This is a genomic window from Pseudomonas sp. WS 5051 (genome assembly GCF_012985715.1).
GTDB classification, from domain to species: Bacteria; Pseudomonadota; Gammaproteobacteria; order Pseudomonadales; family Pseudomonadaceae; genus Aquipseudomonas; species Aquipseudomonas bubulae.
In genome coordinates this window covers 312,180-330,673 of record NZ_JAAQWV010000002.1, presented here as the reverse complement: position 1 = coordinate 330,673, position 18,494 = coordinate 312,180, and the positions used below count along the sequence as shown (strand labels likewise).

The following is an 18,494-nucleotide window of genomic DNA, read 5'->3' as shown; positions in this document are numbered from 1 at the left end:
TACTTTACCTATCAATAGCTTAGAGTTCGCTGGTTTCAGCCGGTACCCATATGGGACCAATTTGGAGCTTTTCCAGCTCGCTCCAATCTGAGCTTGAGTCGAACCAATGCGCATACGTTGACAGCAACATTTGGACGCTATGGCCAAGCTGCTGGGAAATGAAGGCGGGATTCAAACCGGACATTGAGCGTATTGTCTCATAGGTATGGCTACAGTTGTATGGCACCGGGCATCTGATTCAGTGTGTTTGCTGGCTGACTGCACAAAACCCTGGTTTGGTATGACAGGTACCTCTCTTTGAAGCGCAAGCGGCCCAAGGATTTCGCCTGGCCCGTGAGAAGCCTGCTTTTAATGGAGGCTATGAGAAGCCGTCAGCGGCAAATACGAATTTGCATAGGGTTTTTTTGCAGGCAAATCTGCCGGTATTTCCGCGTATGGCCTACAGGGTTGCCCTGTAGAAAGCCGATGTGAATGAGCGGCGCATCTTGCGAAAGGCCCATATTCAATCATGGTGGGCAGCGTCACTCATAGGGTGCTTTATGCACACCTTGGAACTGCAAGCCCCGGTAGTCGGGCGAAGTTCGTGCAGAGGTCAATCATTCAAAGAGACAATCAATGCCTTTGATTTGTAGGGGTGAACAATTTAAAAGCCATGCCCTGAATTGCAGTGTTAGTAAGCAATGCTGCAAGTTTATAAAGTGGGCAGCATCAGCGGCTGATGCGGATTTTTTTACGGGTGAGTTCACACATAAAGGTCCCCGTATCGCCGCGCAGTACGTACAAGGTCGCTCGGTAGAAGGCCGAAGGCCGCGTGCAGTGCAGGTCGCGCATCTTGCGATAAGCCCATTTCCAGCCGCGCTTAGTTACAGTACTCATCTTATTCATCCTTGAAAGATTTTATATTTTGAGTGTATCAGCACTTTTGGATAAATGGACTACTCCGTATGAGGGTGTTTTTCTGGCAAGGAATGTCGCCATGCTCAAGTTTTAGCTGCACTAAATTGTTTCGAATGTATTAAATTTAGGTGGTCATCTAAACGAGTTTTGCACTTTTTTAGTGCGCAGCTGATAGTGAGTGCAAGTTGGCGGTTGTTATTGGGGTGGTGGCACTAAGCCATCGCTTGTCCAGGTTCTCCGTCAAATAATCCATGAACGCTTTGACCTTGGCCGTCAGGGCAGAGCGATCCTGTACGCAGGCATAAATATCCAGTGGCTCGACGCAGGACTGGCTTGAGTCGTGACTGTGTTTGAGCAGTGCAATCAGCCGGCCTGAATCGACATGGGGGGCAGCCACGAACTCTGCCAGGCGGGCAATCCCGGCACCGTAAATGGCCATTTGGGTCAGTGCGTCGATATCGTCACTGATAGCCGTGAAGTTCAGCGCTACATAGTAATGCTCCCCCTCGCGGAAAAACCCCCAGCGCAACAAGCGCCCGTCAAGCGGGTAGCGAAAGGCCAGGCAGGCATGCCTCTGAAGATCTTCAGGGCTGCGCGGGATACCGGCCCGCTCCAGATAGGCAGGGGAGGCGCACACCACAAAAGGTACTGAAGCGATCTTTCGCGCAACAATGCCTTCTTCCAGCTGCGGCTTGATCCGCAGGCTCAGGTCAATGCCGTCCTGGATATGGTTTATTTTGCCGTCAGTGGTGCACAGTTCAAGGCGCAGGCGCGGGTGGCGTGCCGCAAAACCGGCAATCAAGGGAGCCAGTACATGGCGGCCGAACGCGGAGGTCGATGCAATGCACAAACGCCCTTGCAGTTCTGTCTCGCCAGCGCTGATGGCCATTTGTGCAGACTCAAGGTCTGCAGCGACGCGTCTGACTCTTGCGTAGTACAACGCACCGCTTTCTGTCAGCGCCATACTGCGCGTGGTGCGGTGCAGCAACCGAGCGCCAAGGTGCTCCTCCAGGCGGTTGATGGTCTGGCTGACGGCGGCGGCACTGAGCCCCAGATTTTTTGCCGCGCCCACGATGGACCCCGTTTCGACCACTTTAATAAAGCTGGCAATCGCCGCGAGCAGATTCATGAGGGGCTCTACAGGTTATTCGTAAGATTTTCTTTATAAAGTAAGTGTCCTAGAACGTCTAGTTGACCGTTTTTGATCTTGCTAAGGTGCGTCATCTCTTTATTACATGCTCAAAAAAGGCCTTTTATGACCTCCAAAACATCCAGCGCCGTACTTTCGTCGAAGCGCATGAAGCTCTCCGCGCGGGCTACGCCTTATGTCTTTGCTTTCTACATGTCGACGATCATGGCCTTTCTGATGTCCTTGGTAATCACCGCAGCCAACTCCGGCATTGAGGAAGATTACCTGAGCAATGCGCTGCATGCTTATCAGCTGGCAATGCCGGTTGCGTTCCTGTGCATCCTGGTGGTGCGGCCCATTGTAGTGAAACTGGTGTCATTTACCGTGCACCCGCACCGTTAGTCCGAAAACCCTTTTTGTGACCTGTGGCAAGGGCACAGCAGAAAAAGGCTGCTTAACTGCATCAGTGATTTTGGCGGCTGCCAGACAGGGGGACCTGAGTGGCAGCCACGGATGATTTTTGATCAGGTAAAGGAAGGCCATCATGAAAGCGCTCACCTACCAAGGGCCCGGCGAAAAAGCCTGGGCCGAGATCCCCGATCCGGTCATCGACAAGCCGACCGATGCCATTGTGCGCATCCTGCACACCACCATTTGTGGCACCGATCTGCACATTCTCAAAGGCGATGTTCCCGAAGTGACCCGCGGCACGGTTTTGGGGCATGAAGGTGTGGGGGTGGTTGAAGCGGTCGGCTCGGCCGTGCGCAATTTCAAGCCCGGCGATCATGTATTGATATCCTGCATCACCTCGTGTGGCAGCTGCGCCAATTGTCGACGTCAGATGTATTCCCACTGTGCGGATGGCGGCTGGATTCTGGGGCACTTGATTAACGGAACCCAGGCCGAAAAAGTACGCATTCCCCACGCAGATAACAGTCTGTACCCGGTTCCCGCCGGGGCTGATGAAGAAGCCCTGGTGATGCTCAGTGACATCTTGCCCACCGGTTTTGAAATTGGCGTGCTCGCGGGCAAGGTCAAGCCCGGCGACAGTGTAGTGATCGTGGGGGCAGGGCCGGTTGGTATGGCAGCGCTGTTGACCGCGCAATTTTACTCGCCGGCCCAATTGATCATGGTGGATGGTGATACAAACCGGCTTGAGGTCGCCAAGCGTTTTGGGGCCACGGATATCATCGATATCAATACGCAAAACGCGGTTGAACGTATTTTTGAGCTGACCCATGGCGTCGGGGTGGATGTTGCGATTGAAGCGGTGGGTATTCCTGCCTCGTTTGACACCTGCCAATCAGTGATAGCCCCGGGCGGCAGCATCGCCAACGTGGGCGTACATGGCAAAAGTGTCGAGTTGCACCTTGAAAAATTGTGGATCCAGAACGTCACCATTTCAACCGGGCTGGTCAATACCAATACCACCCCTCTGCTCCTGAAAACCGTGCAGTCCGGAAAAATCGATGCGGGCAAGCTGATTACGCACCGCTTTGCGCTCACAGACATCCTCCAGGCTTACGAGGTGTTCGGGAACGCAGCCAAGGAGAAGGCAATGAAGGTGATTCTGTCGCAACAATAGACAGATACACCATCCACTACTATGTTGTTTGCGGCAGAACTAATGTTACTTAATCGTTGATAATAGGGATATTGGCATATGAAAAAGCACATTTTGTTAGTTGGCGTTGTGGGTTTGGCGGCACTTTCCACACTTGCACAAGCTGAAACCAAACAACCCGTCGCAAAATGGACGTGCGCGGATTTCCTGGCCGTGGATGAGAGCTTCCAGCCGACCGCCGTTGGCCTGGGCGAAGCCATCAACAAACAGGGCAAAGTTGAAGATGCGGTGCTGGATGTAGACGGTATCGCCAAAATCACTCCTTTGGTGGTAACGGCCTGCAAGGAAACCCCTAAAGAATCCTTCGTCTCCAAGCTCAAGGCTGAGTGGGCAAAAGTCAAAAAAGACGTTTAACCCAAACCCGGCCTGTACTTCACGCGAGTACAGGCCTCTGCGGTGCAATCCTGCCCCGTATGCGGCCAATAACCTCCTCGCCGTTGTGAATTTCCTGCGCTGTAACCCCTCTACATAAAGACAGGCCTGCCTTACTGGTCAAAAGGGCGTAGTAGACTAGGCTTTTTTTATCTCTATCTGTCGGGGAACCCTATGTTAATCAAGTCATTAGCTGAGCTTGACCGTATTCGTGACGAGTGCCGTTCCATGGTCACCAAGCGTTCGGCCGTCTCGGCAGGTGCGGCTGCGATCCCCATCCCGGGGCTTGATATCGGTACGGATGTCGCGTTGCTGGTTGAAATGCTGCCGGCCATCAACAGCAAGTTCGGCCTTACCCCACATCAGATCGAACAGATGGACTCACGTTCCAAGCGTCTGATCGTGGTGGCTGTCAGTGGTATTGGCAGTGAAGTGATCGGCAAATTCATCAGCCGTACGCTGGTCATGTCCCTGGTCCGCAAGATGGGCACCAAAGTGGCGACCAAATCCGTGGTTCGCTTTGTCCCTTTTGTGGGGCAGGCCGTGGCGGCAACCATCAGTTTTGGTGTGATGAAACTGGTGGGCAATGGCCATATCGAAGATTGTTATCAGGTTTGCCGCGAGGCATTGCTGGCGCAAGCCAGAGACTCGACGGTGATTGTGATCGGCCCTGAAACCGATAGCTGACACGTTTTGTACACCTTGCAATCGAACCTGTTACGCGCAGGGCCCTCAAAGGTTCAAGGTCGATCAAAAACGGAGGGCGTGATGAACACGTTCAGAACCAGTTTTGCATTCCTGCTGCTGGGGGGTGTACTCGCCACCCAGCTACAGGCGCAACCCCTTTCAGAACCTTTGCCGGCTCAGTATCAGCAGCTGGCGCAAAACACACCGATCACCAACACCCCGCCGGTTAACAACCCCATCCGCCGTATCAACCCCAACAGCCGTCAGGGCACCGGTGCTTCCGTTCCGGGGGCAAGTGGCCAGGGTATTGCGCCTGCGGTGCAACCCCAGGGCATTGATAGCAGCAAAATAGGCAATGGTTACCCGCGTAACCCGCCAGTGCCACCGACAATCAAGCCGACCGCACCCTCATTGCAGCCGCGGGACAAACCTTAAACGAACAAGGAATAGTTGATGTTGAGAAAAACCCTGCTGGCCACAATGTGTGCCACTTCGCTGCTCGGTATGGCGTTCACGGCCCATGCCGATGGGCAGAATACGTTTGTTTCCGAGTCCGGGGCCGTTACCGTCACGCCGGTGGTCGAAGGGCTCGATCATCCCTGGGCACTGGCCTTTTTGCCCGACAGGCAAGGCATGCTGATTACCGAGCGGGCGGGCAATCTGCGAGTTGTGAGCCCTGACGGTAAATTGTCCGCACCGCTTTCAGGTGTGCCGCAAGTGTGGGCCAAGGGGCAGGGTGGCCTGCTCGATGTGGTGTTATCGCCCAGCTTCGGTGAAGACCGGTTGGTGTATCTGTCGTACGCCGAAGGTGGTGCAGACGGCAAGGCCGGTACCACGGTGGGGCGTGGGCGCTTGTCGGATGATTTGACCCGATTGAGCAATTTTGAAGTGATCTTTCGCCAGCAACCGAAGCTCTCTACCGGTAACCACTTCGGCTCACGGCTGGTGTTCGATCGCGATGGCTACTTGTTTATCGCCCTTGGGGAAAACAACCAGCGTCCGACCTCACAGGATCTGGACAAGCTGCAAGGCAAGATTGCGCGCATTTACCCTGATGGGCGTGTGCCCAAGGACAACCCTTTCACAGGGCCGCAGGGGGTAAGGCCGGAAATCTGGTCATACGGCCATCGCAATCAGCAAGGCGCGGCGCTGAATCCCTGGACCGGGACCCTGTGGACCCACGAACACGGGCCAAAGGGGGGCGACGAAATCAACCTGATCGAGCGCGGTAAAAACTACGGTTGGCCGCTGGCAACCCACGGGATTGACTACTCTTCCAAGCCGATTCCAGAAGCTCAGGGCAAAATCGTCGAAGGCACTGTGGTTCCGCACCACATATGGGAAAAATCCCCGGGTATCAGCGGCATGGCTTTTTATGATTCAGATCGCTTCAAACCCTGGCAGCACAGTCTGTTTATTGGCGCCCTGGCAGACAAGGACCTGATACGCCTGCAACTGAGCGGTGACAAGGTGGTGCATGAAGAGCGCATGCTCGGCGATCTCAATGCCCGTATCCGCGATGTGCGCCAAGGCCCTGATGGCTATTTATATGTATTGACCGATGAGGATGACGGCGTGCTGTATCGCGTGGGGTTGCAATAACACTCATCAATGTGGGAGCGGGCTTGCCCGCGATGGCATCAACGCGGTCTGACCGTTCAGCCGCGTCGTCTGCATCGCAGGCAAGCCCGCTCTCACAATGAAAAATAAAAGCGCTTACTCGCTCACAGCCTGCTTGATCTGCTTGGAGGCCGACCAGATACGGTAGCGCACTTCAATATCCTTGGGCACATACACCACGATCGGCAGTTTGCTGTTGTAACGCAGCATAAAGCCTTCACCGACCACCGGCACGAATTCGGGATGCGCCTTGCCTTCAGGGCAGGCCATCATTGTGCTCATGGGCCCGCTGACCTTGTTCAGGCGATACATCGGGTAGCCCCAACCCTTGAGGGTTTTTTCTTCCAGCTTACCGCCAAGACGCTGCTGGTTGCAGTCAACCTGCAGGGTCTTGCCCGCGATGATCTGTACCTTGTAGTCGTCTTCGTTCTTTTGCTTTGGCAAATGAATGACCTGACGGCTAAAGCCTGCTTCGGCTTTTGGATAGGGAGCGACATCTTCCAGTTTGGCGGCGTTGGCCACGCTGCACAGCGTACTCAAAGACAGTAATACGGCTGCGCTGATCACCAGTGATTTCATGGTGCTTTCCTTATTTCAGAGCTAAAAATATACCTACAGTTGAATTAAACAACCTGCCCGGGATCAACTTCAGACAACTAACAGTCGATTAAAGTGCCCGTTCGGCCACCGGGTACGGATAGATTACTTCGCACCAGGGTCGAACAGCCAGTAAACTGCTTTTTTTCCTGCGAATCATTAATTTACCGAGGTTTTGCATGACACTCAGTCCTCTTGCGGGCAAGCCGGCCCCGGCTCAGTTGCTGGTCGATATTCCGCGACTGGTGACCGCTTATTACACCGGTCAACCCGATGCAGCCATCACGACCCAGCGTGTCGCCTTTGGTACTTCAGGGCACCGCGGCAGTTCATTTGAACTGAGCTTCAATGAGTGGCATGTACTTGCTATCAGCCAGGCCATTTGCCTGTATCGTCAAATGAAGGGAATCAACGGGCCGCTGTTTGTCGGTATCGACACCCATGCGCTGTCTACCCCTGCCGGCGCCAGTGCTCTGGAAGTATTTGCCGCCAATGGCGTCGAAACCATGATAGCCGCTGACGACGAATACACCCCGACGCCAGCGATTTCCCACGCAATCATTTGCTACAACCGTGGCCGCACCAGCGGGCTGGCTGATGGCGTGGTGATTACGCCTTCACACAACCCGCCAGAAAGCGGCGGTTTCAAGTACAACCCGCCCAATGGCGGCCCGGCTGATACCGATGTCACCAAGTGGATTGAAGCCAAGGCCAATGAACTGCTCGCGGCCCGGCTGGCCGGGGTCAAGCGCATCAGCTACGAGCAGGCCCTTAAAGCCAGCACTACCCATCGTCATGATTACTTGAATACCTATGTTGCCGATCTGGAAAACGTGATCGACATGGACACCCTGCGCGGCGCCAATCTGCGCCTGGGCGTAGATCCGCTGGGTGGCGCAGGTGTGCGCTACTGGTCGGCGATCGGCGAACACTACGGTATTGATCTGGACGTGGTGAATACCTCGGTCGACCCGACGTTCCGCTTTATGTGCGTGGACTGGGATGGCCGGATCCGCATGGACCCGTCTTCCAGCTACGCCATGCAGGGCCTGATCGGCCTGAAAGAACGCTTTGACGTGGCGTTTGCCTGTGACCCGGATCACGACCGTCACGGCATTGTTACGCCATCGGGTGGTCTTTTGGCCCCGAACAACTACCTGGCTGTGTCCATCGACTACCTGTTCCGCAACCGGCCGCAATGGCGCGCCGATGCCGCCGTGGGCAAAACCGTGGTTAGCAGCGGCCTGATTGACCGGGTAGCCGCGCGTCTGGATCGTCGCCTGTATGAAGTGCCGGTAGGCTTCAAGTGGTTTGCCGATGGTCTGTTTGAAGGCTCGCTGGGGTTTGGCGGCGAAGAAAGTGCCGGCGCCTCGTTCCTGCGTCTGGACGGCAGCGTCTGGTCGACCGACAAGGACGGCCTGATTCCGTCGTTGCTGGCTGCTGAAATGACGGCGCGTACCGGTCGCGACCCTTCTCAGCTGTACCAGAAAATGACCGAAGAGCTGGGTCAGCCGTTCTCCACCCGTGTTGATGCCAAGGCCACCCCGCAGCAAAAAGCGCTGTTGGGCAAGCTGTCGCCCGGGCAGGTCAAGTCGACCACGCTGGCAGGTGAGCCGATCACTCAAATCCTCAGCCATGCACCGGGCAACAATCAGGCCATCGGCGGGCTCAAGGTCATGACTGAAAACGGCTGGTTTGCTGCACGCCCTTCGGGCACTGAAGATATCTACAAGATCTACGCCGAGAGCTTTATCGGCGACGAGCACCTCAGCCGTCTGGTTGAGGAAGCGCAGGTACTGGTCGATACCGCCATCGCCTAAGCCAATAAAAAGCCCGACCCCGCAATGGGGTCGGGCTTTTTTGTGGCTCAGCGCAAAGCACTCAGCTGCGGGTGACCAGTTGCACCACTTGCTGCATGTTTTCGTTGCAGGCACGGGCTTGCTGGAGCATCGCTTCGAATGGCGCGCTCATGATTTCGTCATGGCTCAACCAGCTGTGCTTTTGCGTCATGGAGTACAGGTAACGGTACTCCTCTTTGCTGCGCTTGCTGCTCAGCTCCATATCAAACCACGGCGAGTTCACCTTGCAGGTCTTGATCTCCTTGCCAACCTCGGCCCCTGACAGGGTGATGTCGTAGGTGACTGTCTCCGGATCGGCCATGTACAAATCCGCCAGCTGTCCGGTGCGGCGATAGTTCATCAGGCTGTCCCAGCGCTCGCTCGCAAAGGCGGGTTTGTATACCTGCTGCCCGGAGAGGTTTTCCAGTGGCCGAAGGTTGGTCAGCGTGGCCTGCACCTTGTAACGCTCGGGTACGACAAAGCCGGTTTTCTCGCGACTGATCTTGCAGTCGCCGATTTCCTTGCCGAAATGGTTGCACAGGTTCAGGTCGGTGGCACTAACCCCGGAGTCTGTGTCGGCGTAGCTGAGCTGCATCAGCGTCATTTGCCCCATCTGTACTTCAGCCGTGGTGCGGGCCTGGCCATCACGATTGAAGTGTTCGAACTTCTTCACGCCCATGCTCAGGCTCGGCTGTTCTTCCGGAATATGGTCCTGGTACACCTTGCCTTCGGCATCGATGACCAGTGCCCAGCGATTCTGGATATCGGGCATGCTGCGCCCCGGCATAAACACCGGGTTGGTAGGGTCCAGCCACCAGACCTGGCCGTTGACTTGAGCCTTGACGATGGCGTGATTGGCTGCGCCTGTGCCAGGCAGCAACAGGCCAAGCGGGTTGCTGCCACGGCTGACCCAGGCGGTTTGCGCGGTTATGTCGCTGGCCTTCAACATGGCAGTCAGCAATACGGACAGGTCTTTGCAATCGCCGTAACCGCGCTCTTCGATCTCCTTTAAGGTAAAGGGTACATAGCCACGATCTGTGGCGCGCCAGTCACCCATATAACGGTATTGCTCGTGGATGTACTGCATCACGCCTGACACTCGCCCGGCGGCAGGCAAACCCTTGAGGCCCGAAACAACCTTGGCGGCGCCCGCAGGCAGGCTGGCGCCGAGGATTTGCTGATACCGCGCGGCGAGGTTGCCGAAGTGATCCTGCACCTGGCTGGAACTGGCGATTTCAACCCGTGGCATCTGGCGGATATAGGCGTTGCCGGCTTCGTTGATGTAGTTCACGAAGCGCGGTTTTTGCTGCTCGATCACCAGGGTCTTGTTGTCGGAAGAGGGGTTGAAGGTAAAGTCCTCCATCAACTCACTGCGCCAGACCATCGGCTGCTCAGCGGTGAACGTGCTTTTGAAGGCATCCGAGCGCACGGGGGCAGGGCCGAACATCATCGGGTAGTGGAAGTGCTCCATCAGCGGTTTCGCCACCGTATGCTCACGCACGGTGTACATGATACGGGTGCCGATGCGCAGGTTGGGGAAAGCGATCGATGTTTGCCGCGCTCGCTGAAAACCCTGGTCGGGGTTGGGGGCCATGCGCGTATCGATTTGCGAGGGGGCCAGCGCGACCGGTTTGCCACCGGGTTGTGTCGACTGGGCGTCAATGATCTCCAGCCGATCCGTTTCGGGGAAGCTGAAGTCGATGCGCGACAGCATCTCGCGGCCATTGTTGGTCAGGATGGTATAGCGGTACGTGGTAGTGCAGTCGGTGCTGGTGTCTTTGTTGAAATGGCAGTTTTTTGCTGTTTCGCCAGCCAGAGCAGCCTCTGACGCCGGTTGCAATGCCGCGTAAGACGGCAGGCTGACGATCCCCAGTGTTGCGCAAATCAATGATTTGCTGAAAGTAAAGCGGTGCATGAGCGCCTCAGGTCGTTCCCTTGAAACAGCACCCTGCGACGTTTTAGTTATGTTGATAGACGGTTGCAGGATGCTGCGCGAACAGCGGATGATAATCGATCGCAACTGTATTTTCTACATTGTCAGACAATCAATCTCGCGCAGATGCCCGTTCCAGAGCCTTTTCCTGGAATTCAGGCGGCAGGTAGGGGCTGACACACATCGACCCATTGCGCGTTAACCAGATCCGCCATGCGTGTCGGGCAAATTTTCACAGCCGTATGCGTGGCCCCGGCTGCAGGCATGACTTCGCTAAAGCTTTGCAGGGAAATATCGCAGTACACGGCAAGATCGGTGGCCAAGCCGAATGGGCAAACACCCCCCACCGGATGGCTGGTCAAGGCAACGACGGTTTCGGCATCGAGCATTTTGGCTTTGCTGCCCAGGGCATCCTTGATTTTTTTGTTATCGATACGTGCATCGCCGCGGGCCACCAGCAGAACGTTGCGTTCGCCGACGCGAAAGGCCAGGGTTTTGGCGATTTGACCAGGTTCCACCCCATGGGCCTCGGCCGCCAGAGCGACCGTCGCGGTGCTGGTGGCCAATTCGATAATGTGCAGGTCAGGGGCGTTGGCGTGAAAAAATGCGCGTACGGATTCAAGGCTCATCAGACTCGGCTCTCTGGGCAAAAGCCTGAATCTAGAGAAGCCGATGACGCACTGTCAATGCGCCATCGGCGATGTCGCGGTTAGATGTCCAGAATGATCTTGCCGAAATGCTGGTTGGTTTCCTGGTACTTGAAAGCCTCGACAATGTCCGTCAGGGGGAAGTGGCGATCTATTACAGGGCGCATGCCGTTGGCATTGATGGCGCGAATCATGTCTTGCTGCTGGCTGCGGCTACCGACCAGCACGCCTTGCAGGCGGGCTTGCTTGACCAGCATCGGGACAAAGTTCATTGCGCCGCTAACGCCGCTGAGGATGCCGATGATCGAGATATGCCCGGCCACACGGATGGCAATCATCGACTGTTCAAGTGTCGCAGGGCCGCCGACTTCAATAATGTGGTCAACACCGCGCCCGCCGGTGAGGGCCAGGGCGGTTTCACCCCAGTGGGTGTCCTTGCGGTAGTTGATCACGTGGTCTGCGCCCAGCGCTTTGAGGCGCTCCAGTTTTTCATCGCTGGAGGAGGTGGCAATGACCGTTGCACCGGCCATCTTGGCGAACTGCAGGGCGAAAATCGAAACACCGCCGGTGCCTTGCACCAATACCGTGTCGCCCGGCTTGAGCGAATCGTCGGCCATCAATGCGCGCCATGCGGTCAGGCCGGCTGTAGTCAGGGTTGACGCTTCGGCATGGCTCCAGCGGGTGGGTGCCAGGGTGAAGGACGTGGCTTTGGCGGTTACCTGCTCGCGGGCATAACCGTCGATGCCATCACCGGGTACGGTAACAAAACCTTCAACCAGAGGGGTGCCGTCGATCCAGTCCGGGAAGAAGGTGCTGACCACCGAATCTCCCACCTTGAATTCGCTGACATCGGCGCCAACGGCAATTACTTCGCCAGCGCCATCGGCCATGGGGATGCGATTTTCGCTCGGACCCCACATGCCGCTTACGACAGCAAAATCATGGTAGTTCAGTGAGTTGGCGTGCAAACGTACAGTGATTTCGCCGTTCCGGGGGGCGCGCGCTTCACTGCTGCCAACCACTACATTGTCATAACCGCCGCCAGGTTGGACGAAAATTGCTTTGGTGCTCATGGGGCTTCCTCATATTTTTACATTGCGCGAAATAACGAAATGTATAATTAAAAATTACAACTCGATTTTCAGCCTAGCCGCAAAGTCATCGATCGCCTGTTCATTGCGTCGGTAGTAGGTCCACTTGCCGATGCGGGTGGTCAGGACGAAGCCGGCGCGCTGCAAGATAGCCAAATGCGCCGAAGCAGTAGAAGGCGACAACCCGGCCTTGTGCTGCAGATGGGTCACGCACACGCCGATGGCAGGATCACCGTGATCCTGAGGCGGGAAATTGCTGAGCGGGTCTTTGAGCCACTCCATCATTTGCATGCGAGTGTCATTGCCCAGGGCTTTGAGCTGTTCGAGTATCATGGTCGGCAATGTTACGCTTTTTAACGAAATGTTCAAGCATATGACCGATTGCCCTGGCCTGTGCGCGGGCTTGCTCGCGATACAGGCTATGAGGTGTAGCTGTCAGCCCCGGCATTTCCCTCAAGAAACACCCCGCGACCACCGGCCGCAGGCCGGGCGGATGTTTTGCAATTGCAGGATCAATCCTGTATTTGTTGCGCCATTGAGCCAAGGCTCGTCTGTTTTTTGAATCTGCCCATCAGGAACCATGATGCCTAACCAGTTCCCCGCTGTACGTCCGCGCCGCCTGCGCCGCTCCCAGACCCTTCGCGACATGTTTCAGGAAACCGAATTCAGCCTGAATGATCTGGTGCTGCCGATTTTTGTCGAAGAAGAAATCGACGATTTTGTGCCGATCACCAGCATGCCCGGTGTAATGCGTATTCCCGAGTCAAAACTGGCCGGTGAAATCGAGCGTTACGCCCGTGCGGGTATCAAGTCGGTGATGCTGTTCGGTGTTTCCCATCATCTGGACGCAACCGGCAGCGATGCCATGCGTGAAGATGGCCTGGTGTCGCGCATGGTGCGTATCAGCAAGGATGCCGCGCCGGACATGGTGGTGATGAGCGACACCTGCTTTTGTGAATACACCTCCCACGGCCATTGCGGCGTGATGCATGACCACGGCGTCGACAATGACGCGACCCTGATCAACCTGGGCAAGCAGGCAGTTGCCGCCGCAGCGGCCGGTGCCGACTTTATCTCGCCATCAGCTGCCATGGACGGCCAGGTGCAGGCCATCCGCAGCGCCCTGGACGGTGCAGGGTTTACCGACACCTCGATCATGGCGTACTCCACCAAGTTTGCCTCGGCCCTCTATGGCCCGTTCCGTGAAGCTGGGGGCAGCGCGCTCAAGGGCGACCGCAAGTCTTATCAGATGAACCCGATGAACCGCCGTGAAGCAATCCGTGAGTCATTGCTGGACGAGCAGGAAGGCGCAGATGTGCTGATGGTCAAGCCTGCCGGTGCCTATCTGGACATTATTCGCGATATCCGCCAGGCCTCGCATCTGCCATTGGCGGCTTACCAGGTGAGCGGCGAATACGCGATGATCAAATTTGGCGCCCAGGCCGGGGCCATCGACGAGGCCCGCGTCGTTCGCGAGAGCCTTGGGTCGATCAAGCGTGCCGGTGCCGACATGATCCTGACTTATTTCGCGATGGATCTGGCCCTGCAGGGAATTTAAGGGATAGTTGCAAGCTGCAAGCATCAAGCTAGTTTTATCTGATAGCTTGCAGCTGCTTCATCCCACTCAAGGAGCCCCCTCATGCCAGACGCTCGACTCGAACGAATCTTGATCACCAACGACGACGGGATCGACGCTCCAGGCCTTGCAGTGCTGGAAGCGGTGGCCCGTGAGTTGGCGGACGAAGTGTGGGTCGTGGCGCCTGACCATGACCAGAGCGGTATATCCACGGCAATCAGTATTCACCACCCCTTGCGCGTCACAAAACGTGGCGAGCGGCGTTTTTCGGTTTCAGGAACACCGGCAGACTGTGTCGCGATGGCCTTGCAGCAGTTGTTGGATAAACCCCCGCAGCTGTTGCTCTCCGGCATCAACAAAGGTGCCAACCTTGGGGTTGAAACCCTGTTTTCAGGAACCGTGGGTGCTGCCATGACGGGCTTGTTGATGGGCGTTCCATCCATCGCCTTGAGCCAGTACTTTACCCGCCGCAGCTCGGTACGCTGGGAAACGGCCCGTGCACTGGCCCCTGGTGTTATCCGGCAACTATTGGGCAAGGGCTGGGAGCAGTCTGCGTGCCTGAACATCAACTTCCCTGACGTGCCTGCCGATGAGGCCGGCCCGATCCAGATCACCCGCCAGGGCGCCGGTCGCATGGACGGGGTGGAAGCCATCGAGCGTACCGACTTTCGCGAAGCCAAGTATTACTGGCTCAGCATCACTCGCCACCAGCACCCGGAAGCGCTGGATACCGAAACCCGCGTGGTCACCCAGGGTGGTATTTCAGTGACACCACTGGAGTTTGATCGCACCGCCATCGCCTTGCGCGAGCATCTGCGTACGGCGGTTCAAGTCGTCTAAGCCCAGTGCGCCGGGTCATCGACGATGGCCTGGTGTCTTTCAAGCACTTTGGGTATCTCCTCTTTCAAAAACTCGACCCAGGTCTTGACCTTGGCATCCAGAAATCGCCGGGAAGGGTAGAGTGCATAGATGTTTTTTTCATGCAGCCGATAATGCGGCAGCAGGCGCACCAGTGAGCCGCGCTGGTAAGAACCCACCGCCACATAATCAGGCAGCAGGCAGATTCCAAGCCCGGCCTCGGCGGCCTTCGCCATGGCCTCGGCCACGTTGACCTGAAATACGTTACCGGGGCGGATGACTTGCTCGCCCTCATCATCACGAAAGGTCCAGCTGTCGGTAAACAATGGGTCAACCAGATGCAGGCAGCGGTGTTGGTGCAGATCCTCAGGAACCTTCGGGATGTTCCGACCCTCGAGGTAGGAAGGCGCAGCACTGATGACACTGAAAATGCTGCCCAGCGGTTGGCCGATCAATTCCGAGTCCGGCAGGTGGGCCGACAGGGTAATCACCAGATCATGGCCCTCCTCAAGCAGATCGGGCTGGCGTTGTGACAGTGTGAGATCGACATGGACTTGCGGATACAGCTCCGTGTAACGGGCTACCAGCGGTGCCAGTAGCTGGATCCCCAGACCTGTAGTTGATTGCACACGCAAATGGCCACGGGGGATCAAGTGCGCCCCCGCTGCTTCAGCATTTGCATCTTCAATCTCGCTCAGTATCAACCGGCAGCGTTCCAGGTAACGCGCACCCACCTCGGTCAAGGCCAGGCGCCGTGTGCTGCGCTGCAGCAACCGTGCTTGCAGCGAGGACTCAAGCTCTGACAGCAACCGTGAGGTTTGCGCCGTTGAATAACCCAGAGCCTGCGCCGCAGCGGTAAAGCTGCCGGTTTCGACTACGCGGACAAACACCCGCATCGCCTGAAAAATATCCATTCTGATTATTACCCCACACGTAAGCGTGCTTTCTTGTGGCGGCAATAATTACACAGTCCAGGAAGCTGTGCCGTCCTGGCGTGGAGATTCGATGAAAACGGCACAGACACATTGTTATTTTGCCTTTATTTTTTGTGAGGCAATTCTCATTAGAAACTAGGGTGCATCCTATTTTTAATAAAGATGTTGGATATCATTTTCTAATTACTTGCTTTTGTTGTTCTATGTGCTTGATTTATAAAGATGCGAATTTTTCTAGGAATTGCCTGTCAAACACATTGCGTCATCATGTGATCGATACGCCCTCAGTAGCCAGCTTGACTAAGCTTTATTTACAAGGTGCATTCATTTGACTATTCATCAGTACCCACAAGGACGTAAAGTCGACGCTGAGATCGATTTTTTTGACTTGATCCATTCTTTTTGGCGACAAAAAAAACTGATTGGCGGCACCGTAGTCATTGCCGGATTGATGGCACTTGGCTATGTGTCGTTTGCGCAACAGGTCTATCAAACCAGCAGCCTGCTGCGCCCTGCAGCTATCAATGAGCTTGATGCCCTTAACCGCTCCCAGGTTTATACCCTGCCTGCTGCTGATGCCTTGCTTAAAGTTGGCCTGGCACTTGAGTCTTATGAAAACCGGTTGAGTTTTTTTCGCGACCACCAGGACTTGTTCAAACCTTTGGTTCAACCTGGCAGAAGTCTGGAGCAAAGCTTGGAAGTGTTTAACCGGGATGCATTCAATCTGGTTCAGCCTGCGCCCAATAAGGCCAGTTCAGATAATCCTTATCTCAAGCTGGAGCTAACATACCCGGCCTCCCTTGATGGGGTTGCGATTCTCAATGGTTTTGTTGACTACGCGATCACCAAGCAGCGCGAGCAAATCAGTGCCGACCTCAAGGTTATTATTGGTAACCGGCTCAGAGAGCTGGACGCCCAGATAAATGCCGCACGCTCAAGCTATACATCTGATAAAGAAGAAAAAATTGCCACATTCCTTGAAACTGACAGCCTCCAAAAGGCGCAGTTGGAGGATGAGCTGAAGGCCTTGCGCCTGCAGCTGAAAATCGAGCGGGAAGCGCGCATACAGCAGCTTGACGAAGCTATCGCCATTGCCAAATCCCTGGGTATTACCCGTCCGACCACACCGTCGGCGATGGCTGATGCGGCGCAGGGCTCATCGGCCAGGCTGGTGCGCACCGAAATCACTTCGCAAAGTATCCCCTTGTACTTTATGGGGTCCCAGGCCTTGGAGGCCGAGCGTGCAGCCTTGCTCAAGCGAACCACGGACGATTTTACCGATAACCGTATCTCGCAGATCCGCAAAAAGATTCAATTGCTTGAGGTCAATCGCCAGGTCGAAATGCTTGGTAAACGCTCAAATGAGGATGTATTCCTCAATGACATCGAGCCCTTGCGTGCCGAAGCCGTGCGCCTTGGCCGCCTGAATACGGATATGAGCCAGCTTGGGTTGGTCAGTATTGATCGCAAGGCACAGATGCCGACTGATCCGATCAAGCCGAAAAAGGCCCTGATAGTCGCTCTGGCACTTGTTCTGGGCCTGTTGGCGGGGCTGACGATTGCGACCGTGCGCTTCCTGCTCCAGCGGCGCAAGCAAGGCATCAGGCCAGAACAGCCACCGATTTGATCTGCGCCCATAGTAATTGCCCGGGGTGCAGGCCCAATTGGTCCCGGGAGTAACGGGTTATCCGGGCGAGCAGGGGAGTGCCGTCGGCATCCAGGCGTATCAGCACATGAGCCTGGTTGTCGGCGGCCGTTTCGCTGACCACCCTTGCATGCAAGCTATTAAGGATGCTGCTGTGCTCCGACGGGGCCAGGGTCAGGCTGATATCCCGGGCTTGCACTTTGACGCGCAACGGCTGGCCGATGGCCATTGAGGCATGGGCAACCCTCAGCTGCTGGGCGCTGCCGGGCAGGTGCAGAGTCAACAGCTGGTAGTTTAGGTTGTAATCGCTGACCCGGCCCTCAATCACCACTGCGGCATCATTCCCGCGCGCCAGTGGCAGGTCGAGCCTGGCAAGGGTTTCACTGACAGGGCCGCTGGCCAGTACCTTGCCCTCGCTGAGCAACACAATATGATCGGCCAGGCGCGCAACTTCGTCCAGAGAATGACTGACGTAGAGCACGGGGATATCCAGTTCGGCGTGCAGGCGCTCAAGGTAGGGCAGTATTTCGCCTTTGCGCTGGTTGTCCAGTGCGGCCAGGGGCTCGTCCATCAACAGCAGTTGCGGGCTGGTGAGCAAGGCCCGGGCGATACCGACCCGCTGGCGTTCGCCGCCGGACAGGTTGTGCGGTGCACGCGTCAACAGGTGGGTGATGCCCAGTAGTTCGGTGGCATGGGCAAGATCCACTCGACGTTCCTGATGGGCAATGCGCTTGAGGCCGAATTCAAGATTGGCCCGCACCGACAGGTGGGGGAACAGGCTCGCTTCTTGAAAGATATAGCCCAGCGCCCGCTGGTGCACCGGTACGAAGTGATTGCGCTGGCTGTCTTGCCAGATGTGATCATTGACCTGTACATAGGCCTGGCTGGCGCGTTCGAGACCGGCGATACAGCGCAGACAGGTGGTCTTGCCCGAGCCGGAGTGACCGTAGAGGGCGGTGACCCCCTTGCCCGGCAGTTGCAGGTCCAGGTCGAGAGCAAAACCGGGGTAGCGGTGCTGCAACCGAAGGTTGATCTGCGACGTCAT

19 protein-coding genes and 1 pseudogene are annotated in these 18,494 nt (G+C 56.3%); 10 read left to right on the top strand and 10 right to left on the bottom strand.

What is annotated here, in order from left to right; genetic code table 11:
* Nucleotides 1-19 precede the first annotated feature (19 nt).
* The 3 genes and pseudogenes from HBN79_RS23910 to HBN79_RS03840 form a co-directional block, all read right to left on the bottom strand.
* A pseudogene (locus HBN79_RS23910) lies at nucleotides 20-223 on the bottom strand (hypothetical protein); the annotation flags it as partial.
* 485 nt (nucleotides 224-708) lie between these two features.
* Nucleotides 709-876: a hypothetical protein gene (locus HBN79_RS03845; RefSeq protein WP_169916325.1), complete on the bottom strand. Its 168-nt coding sequence runs from the start codon at nucleotides 874-876 to the stop codon at nucleotides 709-711.
* A gap of 178 nt (nucleotides 877-1,054) precedes the next feature.
* Nucleotides 1,055-2,026 (bottom strand): LysR family transcriptional regulator, encoded by a 972-nt coding sequence (locus HBN79_RS03840; protein WP_095000162.1) that lies wholly within the window; start codon nucleotides 2,024-2,026, stop codon nucleotides 1,055-1,057.
* 126 nt (nucleotides 2,027-2,152) lie between these two features.
* Between HBN79_RS03840 and HBN79_RS03835 the strand changes: the two genes are divergently transcribed.
* The 6 genes from HBN79_RS03835 (at nucleotide 2,153) to HBN79_RS03810 (ending at nucleotide 6,311) form a co-directional block, all read left to right on the top strand.
* The gene (locus HBN79_RS03835) at nucleotides 2,153-2,428 is read left to right on the top strand and encodes a DUF2798 domain-containing protein (protein WP_095000163.1); all 276 of its coding nucleotides are present in this window, start codon (nucleotides 2,153-2,155) and stop codon (nucleotides 2,426-2,428) included.
* 142 nt (nucleotides 2,429-2,570) lie between these two features.
* A complete protein-coding gene (locus tag HBN79_RS03830) occupies nucleotides 2,571-3,611 on the top strand; it encodes a zinc-dependent alcohol dehydrogenase family protein (protein WP_095000164.1) in 1,041 nt (346 codons plus the stop codon).
* 78 nt (nucleotides 3,612-3,689) lie between these two features.
* Complete coding sequence (hdeA, locus tag HBN79_RS03825; protein ID WP_095000165.1) at nucleotides 3,690-4,004, top strand: acid-activated periplasmic chaperone HdeA; 315 nt, start codon at nucleotides 3,690-3,692, stop codon at nucleotides 4,002-4,004.
* 246 nt (nucleotides 4,005-4,250) lie between these two features.
* On the top strand, nucleotides 4,251-4,709 hold the full coding sequence (locus tag HBN79_RS03820; protein WP_232527584.1) for a hypothetical protein: 459 nt from the start codon (nucleotides 4,251-4,253) through the stop codon (nucleotides 4,707-4,709).
* A gap of 81 nt (nucleotides 4,710-4,790) precedes the next feature.
* A complete protein-coding gene (locus HBN79_RS03815) occupies nucleotides 4,791-5,144 on the top strand; it encodes a hypothetical protein (RefSeq protein WP_169916324.1) in 354 nt (117 codons plus the stop codon).
* Nucleotides 5,145-5,162: 18 nt separating this feature from the next.
* Entirely contained in the window at nucleotides 5,163-6,311 is a 1,149-nt protein-coding gene (locus HBN79_RS03810; protein ID WP_169916323.1) for a PQQ-dependent sugar dehydrogenase, read from the top strand.
* A 114-nt stretch (nucleotides 6,312-6,425) separates the two neighbouring features.
* Here the strand turns inward: HBN79_RS03810 and eco are convergent, their stop codons facing one another.
* Entirely contained in the window at nucleotides 6,426-6,908 is a 483-nt protein-coding gene (gene eco, locus HBN79_RS03805) for a serine protease inhibitor ecotin (protein ID WP_095000169.1), read from the bottom strand.
* A gap of 197 nt (nucleotides 6,909-7,105) precedes the next feature.
* Between eco and pgm the strand changes: the two genes are divergently transcribed.
* Nucleotides 7,106-8,746: a phosphoglucomutase (alpha-D-glucose-1,6-bisphosphate-dependent) gene (pgm, locus tag HBN79_RS03800; protein ID WP_169916322.1), complete on the top strand. Its 1,641-nt coding sequence runs from the start codon at nucleotides 7,106-7,108 to the stop codon at nucleotides 8,744-8,746.
* A gap of 61 nt (nucleotides 8,747-8,807) precedes the next feature.
* On the opposite strand, the gene HBN79_RS03795 is transcribed toward pgm, so the two are convergent.
* From HBN79_RS03795 to HBN79_RS03780, 4 genes are all read right to left on the bottom strand, one after another.
* Nucleotides 8,808-10,679: a DUF3857 domain-containing transglutaminase family protein gene (locus tag HBN79_RS03795; protein ID WP_153380291.1), complete on the bottom strand. Its 1,872-nt coding sequence runs from the start codon at nucleotides 10,677-10,679 to the stop codon at nucleotides 8,808-8,810.
* A 173-nt stretch (nucleotides 10,680-10,852) separates the two neighbouring features.
* Nucleotides 10,853-11,326 carry a YbaK/EbsC family protein gene (locus HBN79_RS03790; protein ID WP_095000172.1) on the bottom strand — a complete coding sequence of 158 codons (474 nt, stop codon included), beginning with the start codon at nucleotides 11,324-11,326 and terminating at the stop codon, nucleotides 10,853-10,855.
* An 80-nt stretch (nucleotides 11,327-11,406) separates the two neighbouring features.
* Nucleotides 11,407-12,417, bottom strand: coding sequence for an NAD(P)-dependent alcohol dehydrogenase (locus tag HBN79_RS03785; RefSeq protein ID WP_095032132.1), 1,011 nt, complete (start codon nucleotides 12,415-12,417; stop codon nucleotides 11,407-11,409).
* A 54-nt stretch (nucleotides 12,418-12,471) separates the two neighbouring features.
* Nucleotides 12,472-12,768, bottom strand: coding sequence for a winged helix-turn-helix domain-containing protein (locus HBN79_RS03780; protein ID WP_019822791.1), 297 nt, complete (start codon nucleotides 12,766-12,768; stop codon nucleotides 12,472-12,474).
* A gap of 250 nt (nucleotides 12,769-13,018) precedes the next feature.
* Here HBN79_RS03780 and hemB point away from each other — a divergent pair, with 250 nt between their 5' ends.
* Nucleotides 13,019-13,993 (top strand): porphobilinogen synthase, encoded by a 975-nt coding sequence (hemB, locus tag HBN79_RS03775; RefSeq protein WP_095000174.1) that lies wholly within the window; start codon nucleotides 13,019-13,021, stop codon nucleotides 13,991-13,993.
* An 81-nt stretch (nucleotides 13,994-14,074) separates the two neighbouring features.
* Nucleotides 14,075-14,851, top strand: a complete 777-nt coding sequence (gene surE, locus HBN79_RS03770) for a 5'/3'-nucleotidase SurE (RefSeq protein WP_095000175.1) — start codon at nucleotides 14,075-14,077, stop codon at nucleotides 14,849-14,851.
* Here the strand turns inward: surE and HBN79_RS03765 are convergent.
* On the bottom strand, nucleotides 14,848-15,783 hold the full coding sequence (locus HBN79_RS03765; RefSeq protein WP_095024650.1) for a LysR family transcriptional regulator: 936 nt from the start codon (nucleotides 15,781-15,783) through the stop codon (nucleotides 14,848-14,850). The genes surE and HBN79_RS03765 overlap by 4 nt on opposite strands.
* Before the next feature lie 349 nt (nucleotides 15,784-16,132).
* Between HBN79_RS03765 and HBN79_RS03760 the strand changes: the two genes are divergently transcribed.
* Nucleotides 16,133-17,431 (top strand): Wzz/FepE/Etk N-terminal domain-containing protein, encoded by a 1,299-nt coding sequence (locus HBN79_RS03760; protein ID WP_169916321.1) that lies wholly within the window; start codon nucleotides 16,133-16,135, stop codon nucleotides 17,429-17,431.
* Here the strand turns inward: HBN79_RS03760 and modC are convergent.
* Entirely contained in the window at nucleotides 17,406-18,494 is a 1,089-nt protein-coding gene (modC, locus tag HBN79_RS03755; protein ID WP_095000178.1) for a molybdenum ABC transporter ATP-binding protein, read from the bottom strand. The two genes, HBN79_RS03760 and modC, sit on opposite strands and share 26 nt — an antisense overlap.